This window comes from Orbaceae bacterium lpD04 (assembly GCA_036251935.1).
GTDB lineage: Bacteria > Pseudomonadota > Gammaproteobacteria > Enterobacterales > Orbaceae > Orbus > Orbus wheelerorum.
In genome coordinates this window covers 2,270,309-2,286,410 of sequence record CP133967.1, presented here as the reverse complement: position 1 = coordinate 2,286,410, position 16,102 = coordinate 2,270,309, and the positions used below count along the sequence as shown (strand labels likewise).

At 36.3% G+C, this 16,102-nt stretch carries 15 protein-coding genes; 6 read left to right on the top strand and 9 right to left on the bottom strand.

The window, feature by feature from the left end; genetic code table 11:
- Nucleotides 1-50: 50 nt before the first annotated feature.
- The 5 genes from RHO14_10140 to RHO14_10120 all read right to left on the bottom strand — a co-directional run bounded on the left by RHO14_10140 (nt 51) and on the right by RHO14_10120 (nt 5,353).
- The gene (locus tag RHO14_10140) at nt 51-1,175 is read right to left on the bottom strand and encodes a 5-methyltetrahydropteroyltriglutamate--homocysteine S-methyltransferase (GenBank protein WVD70712.1); all 1,125 of its coding nucleotides are present in this window, start codon (nt 1,173-1,175) and stop codon (nt 51-53) included.
- 174 nt (nt 1,176-1,349) lie between these two features.
- Nucleotides 1,350-2,381: a hypothetical protein gene (locus RHO14_10135; GenBank protein WVD70711.1), complete on the bottom strand. Its 1,032-nt coding sequence runs from the start codon at nt 2,379-2,381 to the stop codon at nt 1,350-1,352.
- Nucleotides 2,382-2,408: 27 nt separating this feature from the next.
- The gene (locus RHO14_10130; protein WVD70710.1) at nt 2,409-3,353 is read right to left on the bottom strand and encodes a DMT family transporter; all 945 of its coding nucleotides are present in this window, start codon (nt 3,351-3,353) and stop codon (nt 2,409-2,411) included.
- Between the two features lie 20 nt (nt 3,354-3,373).
- Nucleotides 3,374-4,120 (bottom strand): glutamine amidotransferase, encoded by a 747-nt coding sequence (locus RHO14_10125; GenBank protein ID WVD70709.1) that lies wholly within the window; start codon nt 4,118-4,120, stop codon nt 3,374-3,376.
- A gap of 15 nt (nt 4,121-4,135) precedes the next feature.
- A complete protein-coding gene (locus RHO14_10120; protein ID WVD70708.1) occupies nt 4,136-5,353 on the bottom strand; it encodes a PfkB family carbohydrate kinase in 1,218 nt (405 codons plus the stop codon).
- Nucleotides 5,354-5,668: 315 nt separating this feature from the next.
- Here RHO14_10120 and sstT point away from each other — a divergent pair, with 315 nt between their 5' ends.
- From sstT to RHO14_10105, 3 genes are all read left to right on the top strand, one after another.
- Nucleotides 5,669-6,907 carry a serine/threonine transporter SstT gene (gene sstT, locus RHO14_10115; protein ID WVD70707.1) on the top strand — a complete coding sequence of 413 codons (1,239 nt, stop codon included), beginning with the start codon at nt 5,669-5,671 and terminating at the stop codon, nt 6,905-6,907.
- Between the two features lie 123 nt (nt 6,908-7,030).
- On the top strand, nt 7,031-7,645 hold the full coding sequence (gene lexA, locus RHO14_10110; GenBank protein WVD70706.1) for a transcriptional repressor LexA: 615 nt from the start codon (nt 7,031-7,033) through the stop codon (nt 7,643-7,645).
- Between the two features lie 55 nt (nt 7,646-7,700).
- Nucleotides 7,701-8,066, top strand: coding sequence for a hypothetical protein (locus tag RHO14_10105; GenBank protein ID WVD70705.1), 366 nt, complete (start codon nt 7,701-7,703; stop codon nt 8,064-8,066).
- A gap of 41 nt (nt 8,067-8,107) precedes the next feature.
- Here the strand turns inward: RHO14_10105 and pagP are convergent, their stop codons facing one another.
- Together pagP and RHO14_10095 are read right to left on the bottom strand one after the other, a co-directional pair.
- Nucleotides 8,108-8,656 carry a lipid IV(A) palmitoyltransferase PagP gene (gene pagP, locus RHO14_10100; GenBank protein ID WVD70704.1) on the bottom strand — a complete coding sequence of 183 codons (549 nt, stop codon included), beginning with the start codon at nt 8,654-8,656 and terminating at the stop codon, nt 8,108-8,110.
- A 117-nt stretch (nt 8,657-8,773) separates the two neighbouring features.
- Nucleotides 8,774-10,018, bottom strand: a complete 1,245-nt coding sequence (locus RHO14_10095; GenBank protein ID WVD70703.1) for a mechanosensitive ion channel — start codon at nt 10,016-10,018, stop codon at nt 8,774-8,776.
- 231 nt (nt 10,019-10,249) lie between these two features.
- Here RHO14_10095 and clpB point away from each other — a divergent pair, with 231 nt between their 5' ends.
- The 3 genes from clpB to RHO14_10080 all read left to right on the top strand — a co-directional run bounded on the left by clpB (nt 10,250) and on the right by RHO14_10080 (nt 14,414).
- Nucleotides 10,250-12,820: an ATP-dependent chaperone ClpB gene (gene clpB / locus RHO14_10090; protein WVD70702.1), complete on the top strand. Its 2,571-nt coding sequence runs from the start codon at nt 10,250-10,252 to the stop codon at nt 12,818-12,820.
- 113 nt (nt 12,821-12,933) lie between these two features.
- A complete protein-coding gene (locus RHO14_10085; protein WVD70701.1) occupies nt 12,934-13,512 on the top strand; it encodes a TetR/AcrR family transcriptional regulator in 579 nt (192 codons plus the stop codon).
- Nucleotides 13,509-14,414, top strand: a complete 906-nt coding sequence (locus RHO14_10080; protein WVD70700.1) for an EamA family transporter — start codon at nt 13,509-13,511, stop codon at nt 14,412-14,414. The genes RHO14_10085 and RHO14_10080 overlap by 4 nt, the downstream gene beginning before the upstream one ends.
- Nucleotides 14,415-14,462: 48 nt before the next feature.
- On the opposite strand, the gene RHO14_10075 is transcribed toward RHO14_10080, so the two are convergent.
- Together RHO14_10075 and RHO14_10070 are read right to left on the bottom strand one after the other, a co-directional pair.
- On the bottom strand, nt 14,463-14,813 hold the full coding sequence (locus tag RHO14_10075; protein ID WVD70699.1) for a carboxymuconolactone decarboxylase family protein: 351 nt from the start codon (nt 14,811-14,813) through the stop codon (nt 14,463-14,465).
- Between the two features lie 219 nt (nt 14,814-15,032).
- Nucleotides 15,033-15,557: an RNA polymerase sigma factor gene (locus tag RHO14_10070; protein WVD70698.1), complete on the bottom strand. Its 525-nt coding sequence runs from the start codon at nt 15,555-15,557 to the stop codon at nt 15,033-15,035.
- Nucleotides 15,558-16,102 lie beyond the last annotated feature (545 nt).

Below are 16,102 nucleotides of genomic sequence, written 5' to 3'. Positions count from 1 at the left end.
GTTAAATCTCTTTTTTAAAGTGGCAAAAATATATTATTAATAATTAGCGCTTAGTTAATCTCAGTTGAGCCCCAAACATCCTTGGCTATATCAACGGTTAGCTTTAATTTAGCGCGCTGATCATCAAGCGTGATATTGTTACCATGTACTGTACTACTAAAGCCACATTGCGGTGACAGTGCTAATTGCTCAAGTGGCGCAAATTTTGCTGCTTCATCAATACGGCGCTTAATATCATCCGGGTTTTCTAACTGGGCAAATTTACTTGAAATAAGACCTAAAATAGCAATTTTACCTTTGGGTAAATATTTGAGAGGTTCAAAGCCGCCGCTTCTTTCATCATCGTACTCTAAAAAATAACCATCTAATTTCATTTCACTAAGCAGTGCCTGCGCAACTGGCCCATAGTTACCACTAGCTGCAAAGGTGCTTTTAAAATTACCGCGGCATAGGTGAATTGATAGAATTAATCCTTTTGGTTTTAAATCAACCACTTTATTAATGAACTCTGCATATTTAAACGGTAATTGGTTTGGATCATCGCCCCGTTTGCGAGCCGCATCACGCATTTTTTCATCACAAAGGTAGGCAAGATTAGTATCATCCATTTGTACATGACGACAACCTGCGTTATAGAGTGATTCAAGTTCAAGTGCATAGGCTTTAGCCACATCGTTATAAAATTCAGGTTCAAGAACGGGATAGGCTTTTTCATCAATACCAGCGCGTCCACCGCGAAAATGCAGCATAGTTGGTGAGGGAATGGTTACTTTTGGTACAGATAGTGTATTTGCTTGACTCTTTAGGTAATTAAAATCAGCAAGCTGAATATCATTAATATGTTTAACTTTACCCGTTACGCGGATATTGGGTGGTAATAATTTTTCTTTACCATCGCTATCAATTAAGGTTCCTGGTGCATCAGTTGTAACGCCGCCAAGTTGTTGTAAAAAATCTAAGTGAAAATAAGTACGTCGAAATTCCCCATCAGTCACGCTACGAATACCGACATCTTCTTGAAATTTTACAATTTCAGCAATCGCTTTGTCTTCAATTGCCCGTAATTGTTCAAATGAAATTTGTTTAATCGCAAATTGTTCACGTGCATCAAGCAGATATTTTGGGCGTAGAAAGCTACCAACATGGTCTGCACGAAAAATAGGGTATGTACTCATGGAATATTCCTTTTCAAATTCAGTAATTGACAAATTTAGCCGTCTAGATGAGATTAATTATAAAGGCTAGGGCATTATTATCAAATTGATAATAATTATACTTTGATATAGAAAAAAACTATATCAAAGTGTTTAGTTGAAAAAATAGATTAGGCGAACGAGGTTACTAACCTATTATGCTAATAAATTTGCAGGATTTGTGGTACATAATGCGTTGGTCATTGATGGTAAAATCCCCCTGTTTTCTAATAGAGATAAAAATACATTAGGGACAAAAGCCCAGCCATTACCGCCATTTTTTGCCCACATTTGCTTTAAAAAAAGATCATGACTTAATAATAGTTGGTTTTGATATCCTGACGTTATCAAGTTATATACAGCCTCAAGAGTTTGATTAACGGTTGGTGAAACCCCTTCTTTTGGAAAGGTGATATCCAAGCCAATCATATCAAATTCTAACCAGACACCGCGATCGAGCAGTGATTTTTGATAATCATAATCACTACCCGATGGATCGCAGTGAGCAAGCGATATTTTTTGTGGATTAACGCCAACATCTTTAATTAGAATATCAAGTACTTGGTGGGCAACCCTTAACCAACCGGGTAAATGAACATTAATTGCGATGTGTTGATTATTAAGCTGAGCAAGGCCTGCTGCAATTAGGCTGTTTTTTTCATTTAAAGTAAAATTTGGTGAAATGCCGATTTCGCCAATTAATCCTGCTTTAATATGACTGCCTTCGATACCAACCCTCAAATCGTTATCAATTTCTTTAGCAATCATTTCAATGGGGCGAGTTATCCTCTCTTGCTCAAATTTTTCTAGATATAGTCCGGTTGATGCAACGATATTAATGCCCGTTTTTTCGGCGACGATTTTCATACTTTCAATATCGCGGCCAATTGATGCTGAGCCAGTAGCATCAACAATTGTTTTACCACCAAATTTTTTAAAGTTATCAACTTCATCAATCACATTCGCAATCTCTTTTTTAGCCATATTATCCGAGCAACAATAGGGATCTTGTTTTAACGCCCACTGAATACTTGGTGAGACGGCTTGAGCACAAATTTCATTGGAAAAACGGTGAAAAGGCTCATCGACAACCGATGATAAATCGTTAAATAAATGTTCGTGAGGTAAGATTATCCCTAACTCAGATTTTGCAACTGGCCCTAAAATTGTTTGTACATATTGAGTCATTATTTTTTCCTTATCAAATGTCCAACACTAGTTTTGTTTTTTATCTGGGATTGAGGTTATTATGGCACCGAATAAAGCGACTAAAGTACCAATGATTGTGACGGTATATACCGCATTGCCAAGTGCTGGAATTAATAGATCAATCAATACAGAGCCAACTAATTGGCCTGCTGTTGACGCAACGCCAAGTAATAACAAACCTAAGCCTCTTACAAGAATGGCCATCAATGCAATTGACATAAGGCCAAGTGGGCCGCCTAAATACATCCACCAAATATCAGGTAAAACTAAGCTTGCCTTACCGAGTAAAATGCGAATACACAACATAATTGTTAAGGCGGTAAAGCCAACGATAAAATTCCACGTAATTGAAACTATCGTTGAGCCTGTTGTTTCAGCAATGGTTGCATTACCTGCGGGTTGCCAGCCTGCGAGTAAACCGGCTAAAAAAGGTAAAATTGCAAGTAACAACATATGGGGAGTATTCCATTGTGGGGAAACAACGAGTAACGTTGCAATTAATGCAAAAATGGCACCAGAGATCCGCAGCAAAGTAAATGGCCTTTTTTCTGGTACGCCAATCCCAAAGCGATCACAAAGTAAGCCCGACAGTAACATGGCACAAATTAATGAAGTTTGGAATGTTGCAATGCCTAAATAACTTGCACTAGCACCTTCTGAAAATACCACCATTGCCCCACACAGGCCGGCAAACCAGTTCCATAAAGGCACTTTTCTCTTTTTTATTAAAGAAGGGATAGAGGAGATCTGTTTGCGGTAGGTTTTATTACTTATGATAATTGCAAACATGACAACTAATCCACTAGCAAATGAGATGACGGCACATAAATTACCATCTTGAACGTATTCTCCAAGCTTACCATTAACCGCTGATTGCATTGGCGAGAGCATTCCTGCCCCAATTGTCGCAAGCATTAAAAAAGGTATTGTTAAGGTGTTTTTCTTTTTCATTTTGGCCCCTAATCGTACATTTAATTTGTTTTACTAATAGCTTGTAAAATATTTAGCCATAGCTTGGTATAACTTTCCCATTGTAAAAATTGGGGGCTTCCCCAATGAGGTGCACAATCACTTGTAAAACAAGCGACTTTACCTTGTTGATAGTTACCAAGGACAATCAAAGGGTCGCCATTGATATCAACAACGGTTTCGGTATTTTCTTTGGCCATAACTTTGTTATAACCTAAAAATACGGGCCAATCATTGTTAATGCCGGCTAACAAAGAGTGATTGCTTAATAGTGCCTTCGGCGTAACGCCTTCAGGGCACTCAATACGATCATCATAAGCTAACATTTCAACCGGTAACGCCTCAGCAAGCTGAGAATTACGCCAGTTACCTTTCCCTTCAATGCCCATAAACGTAAGGTAACCGCCGATCATTAATAGCCCGCCGCCATTTTGAACATAGGCTTTAATAAGATTGAGGGCGTTAGGTGTTTTTTCTAAGCCATAAAACGTTTTATTGGGTAGCAAAAAGGTATTACTACCTATATCGCTTATCACAATAGAATCAAATTGATTTAACTCTTGTAATGTTGTTGGAAACTCGATTAACACTTGATGAGCCGGCATATACGTGATATCAACGCTTGCTTTTTTTAAACAATCTAATAAAAACGTAGCACCTTCTTCATACCGACTAGAGGTAAAACTGTCGTAGCCTTTGGTATGGATCATATGAATGTGCCATGATTCGCCAATAAATAAAATTTTCATGTTTTACTCCTTACTTTAAATAAAGGTTTTAGGGATAATTTTGTTTATGTTTTGGTTAATTCGATCTAATACCATTTGATGATTAGGCATGCTAGATGCGCAGTCTGTTTCAACTGATAATGAAGCAAAAGCCGATGCATACTGTAATGAATAAAGTAAAGCTTTACCTTGAGCTAAAGAAGAGGCAAACGCGCCATTAAAAGCATCGCCAGCTCCAGAGGTATTTTTAACAATAGCTGGGTACGCCGGTGATAAAATAAATTGCTCACCATCAAAACATAACGCACCTTTAGAACCTAATGTAATAATGACAACGTTTACCCCCATTGCGTAAATTTTTTTCGCTGCTCTTTTTGCGCTTTCTAAATCGTTGATCGAAACGTTTGAAATCAATGTGGCTTCTGTTTCATTTGGTGTGATGATATCGATATCAGAAAGCAAATTAAGTAACGAATCATTATAAGGTGCAGGGTTTAGAACAACTTTTACATCATTCTTCTTGGCAATATCAATTGCGCGTTTTATTGCGCTAGTATTTGTTTCAAGTTGTAATAAAATTACACTTGCATTTTTTATTTCATCTTCAAGGTAGTCAACTTCACTATTCGTAATTTCCATGTTTGCACCTGGCGATATAGCGATACAATTTTCGCCTGACTCATTAGATACCAATATAACGGCGCAGCCAGTTTTACTTTTTGTTGATTCAAATAATTTGTAATTACTAATTTTTGAATTTTCAAAATACCGTTTGGCATAATGATTAAACTCATCTTGGCCTATTTTAGTTACAAAATAGACATCTGCTTGTGAGCAACTCGCCGCTAATGCTTGATTAGCACCTTTACCACCCGGTGAAAAAGAGGAGTGCGATGCGAGTATTGACTCCCCGGGAGCGGGAAGATGTGGCACAACATTGGTAATATCAACATTAAATGAGCCCAAAATAAAAACGTGATTATGCATATTCTTTAGCCTTTCAGTATTAATAGATTGTTCGTTTAATTGAGGGTAATTAATTAAATCTTGTAATGACATTGAATCAAAAATTTGAGAATTGAGTATTGCGCCGCCATGATGCCTTTTGACGTAACCTTCATTTTCTAATTCGGATAAATCATTGCGAATTGTTTCTTTCGTCACGTTTAATTGTTCTGATAATTTTTTAACCTGAACAATTTTTTGTTTTTTAAGAAAATTCAGTATGTTAGTTTTTCTTTCTATTTTTAACATATTCTTACCCTTTTTATTTAGCTTAATCATAAATTGATTTATTAGCGTGGGGTGTGATGAAAATCATTGTTTAGCCTGCAAAGCAAAAGCAAAACAAAAAATAACAAAAAATAACAAAAATCATGATTAAAATAGCGATTAAATTTTTTACTTTTTTGAGACGTACGATGACGTTTTTGACCTGTTATTTCTCATAACCAGAAATAATGTGTATTTATCGACATATAAAAAAACGTTATGCTTATTATTATTTTCTATAAAAATGATGCCTATAATGATAAAGTTTCGCCTTATTTCATCTATTAGGAAAATATCATGCCGCATCGTCAACACCCAATAATTCGCTTCTATTTTAAAATTGGGCTCATTCCCCAAATTTTATTAGGGTTAATATTAGGAATAACGCTTGCGATGGTATCGAAAGATGCGGCAATGAGTGTTGGAGTACTTGGGCAGCTTTTTATTAATGCATTAAAATCAGTAGCGCCATTACTGGTATTAGTCCTTGTTGTCTCGTCAATTGCTAATCATCAACATGGTAAAAAATCAAACATTAATATATTGATGATCTTATATTTTGTCGGCATGATGTCAGCGGCACTTTTAGCAACGTTTGCGAGTTTTTTATTCCCATCGAAAATAACGCTTGCTGAAAATATCCAAGAAATAGGGTTAAGCCCACCTAGTGGCGTACAAGAAATCTTAACCACCTTATTAAGCCGAATGATTGATAATCCAGTGAATGCACTTGTGCAAGCAAACTATATTGGATTAATTATTTGGGGGGTTGGAATTGGCTTAGCATTGCGCCATGCAAGTAGCAGTACCAAAATTATGATGGCTGATTTATCGTATGCTATTTCGTTTATTGTTAGAATTATTATTCGCTTTGCCCCTTTAGGTATTTTAGGCCTTGTTGCATCAACACTTGCTGAAACAGGCTTTGGTGAATTAGCTAATTATGCACACCTATTATTAGTATTAGTCAGCTGTATGTTAATTGTTGCTTTAGTCATTAATCCATTACTCGCATTTTTAGTCATGCGTAAAAATCCTTATCCTTTAGTTTTCATTTCGTTAAAAGATAGCGCTATTCCAGCCTTCTTCACGCGTAGCTCAGCGGCTAATATTCCGGTTAATATGGAAATTTGTAAAAAATTAAAAATGCATGAAGACACTTATTCCGTAGCAGTGCCACTGGGCGCGGCGATTAATATGTCTGGCGCAGCGGTTACGATAACGGTATTAACACTTGCAACGGTTTATTCAATGGGGATTTCTGTTGATATTTATTCAGCGGTATTGCTGTGCATTGTCTCATCAGTGTGTGCCTGTGGCGCATCGGGTATTGCTGGTGGCTCCCTATTACTTATCCCCGTTGCTTGTAGCATGTTTGGTATTCCAAATGAAATTTCGATCAAAGTTATCGCAATTGGCTTAACGCTTGGTGTGATCCAAGATTCGGTCGAAACAGCACTTAATTCATCGAGTGATGTTGTTTTTATTGGCGCCATATCTTCAGCCATCAAGCATAAAGATGGCGCAAAAGCTTAAGATTTTATGCCCTATTTGATTAATAGGGCGCCTGCTGGCATCACAATTTTATAAAAATACTGGTTTTTCCAATTTAACTGTATATAATCACATAATCTGTATAAAAAAACAGGAAAATAAAAGATGAAACCACTTACAGAGCGGCAACAACAGATTTATGATTTAATTCGGTCCCATATTCAGGCAACGGGAATGCCACCTACTCGAGCGGAAATCGCAGCACAATTAGGCTTTCGCTCAGCTAATGCCGCAGAAGAACACCTTAAAGCTTTAGCGCGTAAAGGTGCAATTGAAATGATTGCTGGATCGTCTAGGGGCATTCGTTTACTGCTTGAAGATGAAGCTGAAGACGGTTTACCGCTTATTGGCAGGGTTGCTGCTGGTTCGCCGATTTTAGCGCAAGAACATATTGAAGGCCGCTATCAAGTTGATCCTAGCTTATTTAAACCAAATGCTGATTTTTTATTACGCGTTAATGGTATGTCAATGAAGGATATCGGTATTTTAGATGGTGATTTACTTGCGGTACATAAAACACAAGATGCAACTAATGGTCAAGTCGTGGTTGCTCGAATTGGTGAAGAAGTAACGGTAAAACGCTTAGAAAAGAAAGGCACAAAAGTTCGGCTAATTGCTGAAAATGCTGAGTTTTCACCGATTGATGTCGATCTACAAATACAAGATTTTTCTATTGAAGGATTAGCCGTTGGTGTTATTCGTAATGGAACATGGATGTAATTATTGATAACTTGAGCTAGAATAGCTTAAATTTGTTAAAGCGAGGAGCTTGAAAATGTGGTTATTTTGGCTTTATGAAGTATTAGGTTTTCTAGCTGTTGTCATTGCAATTGTTGTATATTGTCACGTACGTAAGGTCGGTTTTTGGTCCTTTATTTGGCGTCAATTAAAGTGGGTTTCATTAGCAATTGTTTGTGTATGGTTGCTAATTATTATCCTATGTTGGACGCATTTATATCATGCAACACAATGTTATTTTAGAGGTGTGAGTATGAAAGCAAATACCAAATACTCTATTTACCTTAGTGAATGCCAGATAGAAACGCCTAGAGGATCATATATTCCTATCGATAGAACGCGCTCATTACCTGATGGCAGTAAACCAGGTGATGATGGTAGCGACCAGTATTTTGGTGATTAAACGTGAAAAAAAAAGCGACATAAACGTCGCTTTTTTTATGATTAAAGTTGCCATCTTAGCCAAGTAAATAAAATATTACCGGTGTTTCTTTTCACGCCAGGGACATAAGCGCTTTGTACTGATAAACGATCATATTCGACAGAAAATAACGGTAATGGTGCAGGAAAAGGGATCCAATTATAATCTTTACGTGCCGTAATGCTTAGCGTATAACCAATACCAATTCGCCATTTATCACTGTTACCCGGCCGCCAATAAGTTTGGTAAGCATAACCGCCAATAGGCTCTATAACATTATGTGAGTCTTGAAACTCCATAATATAAAGCGCATGCCAATCACCATCTTGGTCAAAACGATAAACACCCGCGCCAATGCCCCATGGCCTTTCATTATACCCATCGATTTTATCTTTATCGTAAGTGGCGCGATTATGCCAAGTGTTAACCGGAACATAGAGCTCATAAGTATTAGAGTTCCATGTATCAGACAATGAATTTTTTATGCCTTGCCACCAACTTGTATCATTGTCGTTAGCAAATGCTGATAGAGGAGATAAAAATAAAAAAATGAATAGGTATTTTTTTAGCATATAAAATCTTTTTAGTATAATAGTTATATTTTGTGGTGCATATTTTAATGAGAATATCTATTTTGTGAAGTGAAATTATCATAAAAAGGCGCCTTTTTATTGACGCCACAACCGCTGTTAATGCTTAAGTGCGCTACCTAATTTACCGATATCATAGCCAGTTGGCGTTTGATGAATACGTAGGCCAAATTCTGAAATAATAGCAAAAATATGATCAAAAATATCGGCTTGAATATTTTCATAAACAGCCCACTGAGTGGTATTTGTAAAGGCATAAATTTCGAGAGGTAAGCCATTTGAGGTTGGTGATAATTGACGCACCATCAAGGTCATCTCTTTATTGATTTGTGGATTATTACGAATGAAGGCTTCTAAATATGCGCGAAAAGTCCCTAAATTGGTTAAACGCCTTGCATTGATTTCATCATCAACATTTATATGATTACTATCATTATAACGCGTTATTTCGGCAAGTTTATCTTCAATATAAGGGGCAATCAGCTGTGATTTTTTCAGTTTTTCGCAGGCTTTAGCATTTAAAAAATGAACGCTAGTTGTGTCAATATAAATGCTTCTTTTTATGCGGCGACTTCCAGAATCTGTCATACCTTGCCAGTTTTTAAATGAATCTGAAATCAATGCATAAGTTGGGATTGTCGTAATTGTTTTATCCCAGTTTTGTACTTTAACGGTGGTCAAGTTAATATCGATTACATCACCATCAGCGCCATATTTAGGCATTTCAAGCCAGTCACCAACATTAAGCATTTTATTTGCTGAAAGTTGGATCCCAGCAACGAGTCCTAATAAAGGATCTTTAAATATTAACATTAACACTGCCGTCATTGCTCCAAGTCCACTAAGCAGTAATAACGGTGAGCGATCGATTAATAATGAAATGGTTAAAATAGTCATTAAAATCGACATGATAATTTTAATACTTTGGATCACGCCGCGGATCGGCAGTCTTTTTACTAATCCATTACGCTGTGAAATACTAAGGCCAGTATCTAAAAATGAAAATAGCGATAAAGTAATTGAAATTAATATCCAAATTTGTGAAGCAACAATGAGTATTTCTTGTAATAACTCATCATCATTTAACCAGAGCCTTGCTTGCATATAGACTAATAAACCTTGTAGTACATACGCAAGGCGGTTAAATACTTTATGCTCAATAAAATACCGTCCCCAGTTTTTACCTGTATGATTATGGCTAAAATTTTTGAGCAATATCCGGTGGACAACGAGATGCACAATAACGGCAATAAAAATAATTAAGCACAGAATTAAACCTAGTGCAATATATTGAGAAAACTGCACATTGTATTGATTGAGTAACTTGATAAGATAATTTTGCATGACTTATCTTCTCCTTATCATTGGTGGATAAAACCATTATTTATGAATCTACATTTTATATCCTACCATTATAGTTATATATTATATAAATAAAACAATGAATTAATTACATAGATAAAAAATTATTGACAAACACTTGAAATTTAATTAAGTGAACATATCTAATTATCAATGCAAAGGTTTAACTATTTGAAATAATTAAACCAAATTATTGCCAAGGAGAGATTAAATATGCGGTTAGATAAATTAACTAACAAGTTTCAACAAGCATTGGCTGATGCTCAGTCAATGGCTTTAGGTAAAGATAATCAATATATCGAGCCAGTCCATGTACTTGCTGCGATGCTAAATCAGGAAAGTAGTAGCGTTAAGCCACTACTTGCCTCTGCTGGTGCGAACCTCAACTTATTATCACGTGAATTAACGCAAGCAATCGATAAATTGCCACAAGTGCAAGGTATTGGCGGTGAAGTTTTACCATCACAAGATTTTGTTCGGGTGCTTAATTTATGCGATAAATTAGCCCAAAAAGGTGGAGATAGTTATATTTCATCTGAATTATTTATTTTAGCAGCCTTAGATGATAAGGGCATGATTGCTGATATTTTGAAAAAATCAGGAATTACTAAAGATAAATTTACTCATGCAGTTAACCAAGTAAGAGGAAGTGATAACGTGAATGATGCCGGTGCCGAAGATCAGCGAGATGCGCTAAAAAAATATACCATTGATTTAACAGAAAGAGCAGAGCAAGGTAAGCTTGATCCGGTGATTGGCCGTGATGAAGAAATTCGTCGTACAATTCAAGTATTACAGCGTAGAACTAAAAATAATCCCGTATTAATTGGTGAGCCAGGCGTTGGTAAAACCGCCATTGTTGAAGGCCTCGCGCAGCGTATTGTAAACCATGAAGTGCCAGAAGGATTACGTAATAAACGTGTAATGTCACTTGATATGGGCGCATTAATTGCCGGCGCAAAATACCGAGGTGAATTTGAAGAGCGCTTAAAAGCGGTATTAAAAGATATTTCAAAAGAAGAAGGCAATATTATTCTTTTTATTGATGAAATCCATACCATGGTTGGCGCCGGTAAAAGTGACGGCGCGATGGATGCGGGTAATATGTTAAAACCTGCGCTTGCGCGCGGTGAGCTTCACTGCGTTGGGGCAACAACGTTAGATGAATATCGTCAATATATTGAAAAAGATCCTGCGTTAGAACGCCGTTTCCAAAAAGTGTATGTTGCTGAGCCAACTGTTGAAGACACTATTGCTATTTTGCGTGGATTAAAAGAGCGTTATGAGCTACATCACCATGTACAAATAACCGATCCGGCAATTGTTGCTGCAGCGACGTTATCGCATCGTTATATTTCAGATAGAATGTTACCGGATAAAGCGATTGATTTAATCGATGAAGCGGCGTCAAGTATTCGGATGCAAATGGACTCAAAACCTGAGTCATTAGATAGATTAGACAGACGAATTATTCAGTTAAAACTCGAGCAACAAGCGCTCAAGAAGGAGACCGATGATGCGAGCAAAAAGCGTCTTGAGATGCTCAATGAGGAGCTCTTTGAGAAAGAAAAGGAATATGCTTCACTTGAGGAAGAATGGAAGTCAGAGAAGGCTGCTGTTTCTGGCACTCAAACAATTAAAGCAGAATTGGAAAAAGCGCGAACTGAGTTAGAGCAAGCGCGCCGTGCTGGTGATTTAAATAAAATGTCTGAACTGCAATACGGTAAAATTCCAGAGCTAGAGAAAAAACTCGCTCAAGCAACGCAGCTTGAAGGTAAAACCATGAAGTTACTGCGCAATAAAGTGACTGATCATGAAATTGCTGAAGTACTTGCAAAAGCTACAGGTATTCCCGTTTCAAGAATGTTAGAGAGTGAAAAAGACAAATTATTGCATATGGAAGAGGCATTACACAAACGAGTCATTGGCCAAAATGAAGCGGTTGTTGCGGTTGCTAATGCGATCCGACGTAGTCGGGCTGGGCTTTCTGATCCAAACAAACCGATTGGTTCGTTCCTATTTTTAGGACCAACAGGAGTTGGTAAGACCGAGCTTTGTAAATCACTGGCTAACTTTATGTTTGATAGTGAAGATGCGATGGTACGTATTGATATGTCTGAATTTATGGAAAAACACTCAGTAGCACGTTTAATTGGTGCACCTCCTGGTTATGTTGGTTATGAAGAAGGTGGCTACTTAACGGAAGCGGTAAGACGTAGACCATATTCAGTGATTTTACTTGATGAAGTTGAAAAAGCGCATCCAGATGTATTTAATATTTTATTGCAAGTGTTAGATGATGGGCGCTTAACTGATGGTCAAGGTAGAACGGTTGATTTTCGTAATACCGTCATTATCATGACATCAAATTTAGGTTCTGATTTGGTTCAAGGCCAAGTTGAGCTAACTTATGATGAAATGAAAGCGTTAGTGATGACCGTTGTGACTAAACATTTTAGGCCTGAATTTATCAACCGTATCGATGAAACGGTGGTATTTCATCCGCTAGGCCAAGAAAATATCAAAGCGATTGCGAAGATTCAATTGGCAAGAGTTGATAAACGCCTTGAAGAGCGAGGTTATGAAATGGAAATTTCAGATAATGCACTTGAGCATATCGCCAAAGCAGGTTTTGATCCACTGTACGGCGCAAGGCCATTAAAACGTGCAATACAGCAAGAGATTGAAAATCCACTTGCTCAGCAAATATTATCAGGGCAGCTTATTCCGGGTAAAAAGATCTACCTTGATTTTGTTAATGATAATATTGTTGCTAAGCAGTAATGACTATTAGCATGATTAAACCGACCTAATGGTCGGTTTTTTTATGTCTTGCATTTAAAATATATTTACTTCATTATAATAGGTAGGTCGGTCTATATAAATATGGTTTGAATATGAGTAATAAATCGGTAAAGAAAAAAATTTTAAATTCTGCAGCTGAATTATTTTATAACGATGGGATCGCAAACACTGGGATCAACGCAATTACTGAAAAAGCAGGTGTTGCTAAAATGTCGTTGTATAATAATTTTTCGACAAAGTCTGAACTTATAACGTCGTATATTTATCAGCGACATCAAGAATGGTTAGGATTATACAACAAGAGATATATTAAAACTAACACACCGATAGATGCGATCTTAGCTGTTTTTGATGCATATCAAGATCATGCTGAATTTGCTTATGAAAAAGGTTTTAGAGGATGCGGATTACTTAATGCGGCGGCAGAATTTTCTGCAAATAGCCCTGAACGATTAGCGGTTAAAATGCACAAGGATGAAGTTGAAGAGATCATTGCAACTCACTTATCAAAAATAATTACAAACCAAAACAAGATAAAAGAGTTAGCATTAATGCTCTCTTTTCTACTCGAAGGCGCGATAGTAAGAGCCGGATTGGAAGGTTCTAGTCATAAAATTCTATTAGCAAAAAACATCACCTTAAATATCCTTGAACAAGACATTAACCAATGAAATTATCAATCAAAATGGATTCCGCTTATGGTTTTATTGCGGTTCTGATGGCTGCTTTTCTGTGGGGAACAACTGGCACTGCGGCCTCATTCGCACCTGATTTAAGTCCTCTTACTATTGGCGCTGTTGCTATGGGCGGAGGCGGGTTATTACAAGCATTACTGGCAAGAAAAAATATAATTCACCATTTTAGTGGCATAAAAAATCATTATTTATATCTTGTAATTGGAGTACTTTCTGTTGCTATTTATCCGTTAGCGTTTTATTCATCTATGCATTTAGCTGGGATCACAATTGGAACCGTTGTTTCTATTGGAACCGCGCCGTTATTCACTGCATTATTGGAAAAATTTTTTGATAAAAAGCATCTTTCAATAATGTGGTTTATCTGCTTTATTTTAGGTGTAACAGGCGTTATTTTACTCTCAATGGGCGGTACACATTCTCGTATGTTAGACGATCCTCAAGATCACTTAAAAATTATTGGTATTGTTTTAGGTATTATTGCTGGATTAACTTATTCCCTATACTCATGGGCAGCTAAAAAATTAATTGATCAAGGTATTGACGCTAAAGCATCAATGGGGCTTATTTTTGGCTTTGGTGCACTATTTTTATTACCAACACTTTTTTACACTGGAACAAATATATTTGATACAGCCATAAATATCTATGTGTTAGGTTATATGATGTTAATTCCTATGTTTTTAGGCTATGTTCTATTTGGCTATGGACTTAAAACGATTTCTGCAAGTAAAGCAATCACTTTGACACTATTTGAGCCATTAGTTGCAGCGGCTTTTGCTATTTTTCTTGTCGGGGAAAAATTAGATTATATCGGCTGGCTCGGGATGGCATTAATCTTTATTTGCCTAATAATGCTATCTCGAGTCGATAGTTAATCTTTATTTTGATTGAAAAGGCATATTAACAGGGCGAAAGTTAATAAATTATTCCTTAGTAATTAAATTATCAGTTTCACTAAACAGCCTCAGTGCTAAAAGTCCATGCCCCATTGTAGCTCCTGCCCTTACTGCTGCTGCAATTGAAATCAATTCTGCTAATTCCTCCTTTTGGGCTCCTGCATGCTTTGCTGCTTTAGTGTGAACTTCGATGCAATAAGCACATTGCGTTGTTAATGCAACCGCTAATGCAATAAATTCACGTGTTTTTTCTGGAATATTGCCATCTTTTCGTTTTATTGCATGATCAAAATCGATAAATGCTTTTGTCTCTTGTGGGGCTAAATTTAACAACGATGGGATATATTGAAAATCACTCGGTGATTGATAATGGCTCATTTTGACCTCTTTGAATGTTAATGTTAAAAATATTTATGGATTAATTTTTTATCAAACTTATCAACAAACAAATAAAACTACACTTAATCGTTTATTACGCCGATAAGTAAGATTCGATTAATAATAGGGGGCATTATTAATAAACTAGTATAATTGTGACTAAACTTTACTCGAATAAAGTAATAGAAACCTGACAATGTATTAATACTGGGTAGTTATTTAAATACTCCTAGCGTCTAATTCTTCTTTTATGATAATCCTCGCACGATGAAGCCTACTTTTTACCGCTTCAATACTAATACCAAGTTTTTTAGCGACTTCTGGCGCTGTAAATTCTTCAATATCCCGCATGATTAATATCTGGCGATATATCGGAGGTAACCTAATAATTAAATTTATTAAATCAATACGTAGATCTATATCTATTATTGGCGAGTGGATATCATCCAAATTTACATCATCATCTGTTTTTGTCGTGTGTCTGGCTTTGAACAGACGATAACATTCGCGCTCTATAATTCTAAACAGCCAACTTGCAAAGGTCGCTATGGTTTTAAGTGTTCCTATTTTTCTATGTAGCTGCCATAGTGCAATTTGAACGGCATCTTCGACATCTTCGCTTGTTGAGCACGTCCGTCTGGCAAATCTTTTAATATCCGTTTGGCATACAATAAGTAATTCGGATAATGCCTGCTTATCACCAGAACGAGCAGCTTGAATAAGGTGTTCAGTATTTTTAATCATTTCAATTTATCCATTTTGATTCGATTGATTATTGTCCTCATCGGACAAAATCCGATTAAAGCAGTACTTGCAAATATCAATACGATAATAAATATCGTAATTTTTAAAATAATTGAATATATAAAATAAGTTGTAATTAAGCCTATAATAATAGATAAAATCAAACGAAAAAAACGTTGCCTATTTTGTAAATTTCGCTTTAGGTTTAACATAAATGAGCTCTCCTTTTTAAATGTTATTTACTTCTATATAGAGGATTCAAAATTGAAAAAGGATTCATTTTATTTATTTTGATTGAAAAGGCATATTAACAGGGTGAAAGTTAACAAACTTATCGATTAATAATAATCGCTTACTTATCTAACTAAAATACGCCAGATCCTAGTGGAGTGATAAATTGAAATAGGTCGAAAATTCAACTACGGTTGAACTGGAAACAATACCTATTAGATAATATTTAACAACATCCCGTCTATTTTACGAAAAAACCGATTCTTCTACTTACGTGAAGTTTGTTTTTCCATTGCTGAGTTATGGAAGGCATC

Excerpts from the sequence above, each read along its gene's own strand:
- RHO14_10085 (WVD70701.1), top strand. The coding sequence starts at position 12,934 with ATGAGTAATAAATCGGTAAAGAAAAAAATTTTAAATTCTGCAGCTGAA.
- RHO14_10125 (WVD70709.1), bottom strand. The coding sequence starts at position 4,120 with ATGAAAATTTTATTTATTGGCGAATCATGGCACATTCATATGATCCAT.
- RHO14_10130 (WVD70710.1), bottom strand. The coding sequence starts at position 3,353 with ATGAAAAAGAAAAACACCTTAACAATACCTTTTTTAATGCTTGCGACA.
- sstT (WVD70707.1), top strand. The coding sequence starts at position 5,669 with ATGCCGCATCGTCAACACCCAATAATTCGCTTCTATTTTAAAATTGGG.
- clpB (WVD70702.1), top strand. The coding sequence starts at position 10,250 with ATGCGGTTAGATAAATTAACTAACAAGTTTCAACAAGCATTGGCTGAT.
- RHO14_10095 (WVD70703.1), bottom strand. The coding sequence starts at position 10,018 with ATGCAAAATTATCTTATCAAGTTACTCAATCAATACAATGTGCAGTTT.
- RHO14_10120 (WVD70708.1), bottom strand. The coding sequence starts at position 5,353 with ATGTTAAAAATAGAAAGAAAAACTAACATACTGAATTTTCTTAAAAAA.
- RHO14_10105 (WVD70705.1), top strand. The coding sequence starts at position 7,701 with ATGTGGTTATTTTGGCTTTATGAAGTATTAGGTTTTCTAGCTGTTGTC.
- RHO14_10080 (WVD70700.1), top strand. The coding sequence starts at position 13,509 with ATGAAATTATCAATCAAAATGGATTCCGCTTATGGTTTTATTGCGGTT.
- RHO14_10070 (WVD70698.1), bottom strand. The coding sequence starts at position 15,557 with ATGATTAAAAATACTGAACACCTTATTCAAGCTGCTCGTTCTGGTGAT.
- RHO14_10140 (WVD70712.1), bottom strand. The coding sequence starts at position 1,175 with ATGAGTACATACCCTATTTTTCGTGCAGACCATGTTGGTAGCTTTCTA.
- pagP (WVD70704.1), bottom strand. The coding sequence starts at position 8,656 with ATGCTAAAAAAATACCTATTCATTTTTTTATTTTTATCTCCTCTATCA.
- lexA (WVD70706.1), top strand. The coding sequence starts at position 7,031 with ATGAAACCACTTACAGAGCGGCAACAACAGATTTATGATTTAATTCGG.
- RHO14_10075 (WVD70699.1), bottom strand. The coding sequence starts at position 14,813 with ATGAGCCATTATCAATCACCGAGTGATTTTCAATATATCCCATCGTTG.
- RHO14_10135 (WVD70711.1), bottom strand. The coding sequence starts at position 2,381 with ATGACTCAATATGTACAAACAATTTTAGGGCCAGTTGCAAAATCTGAG.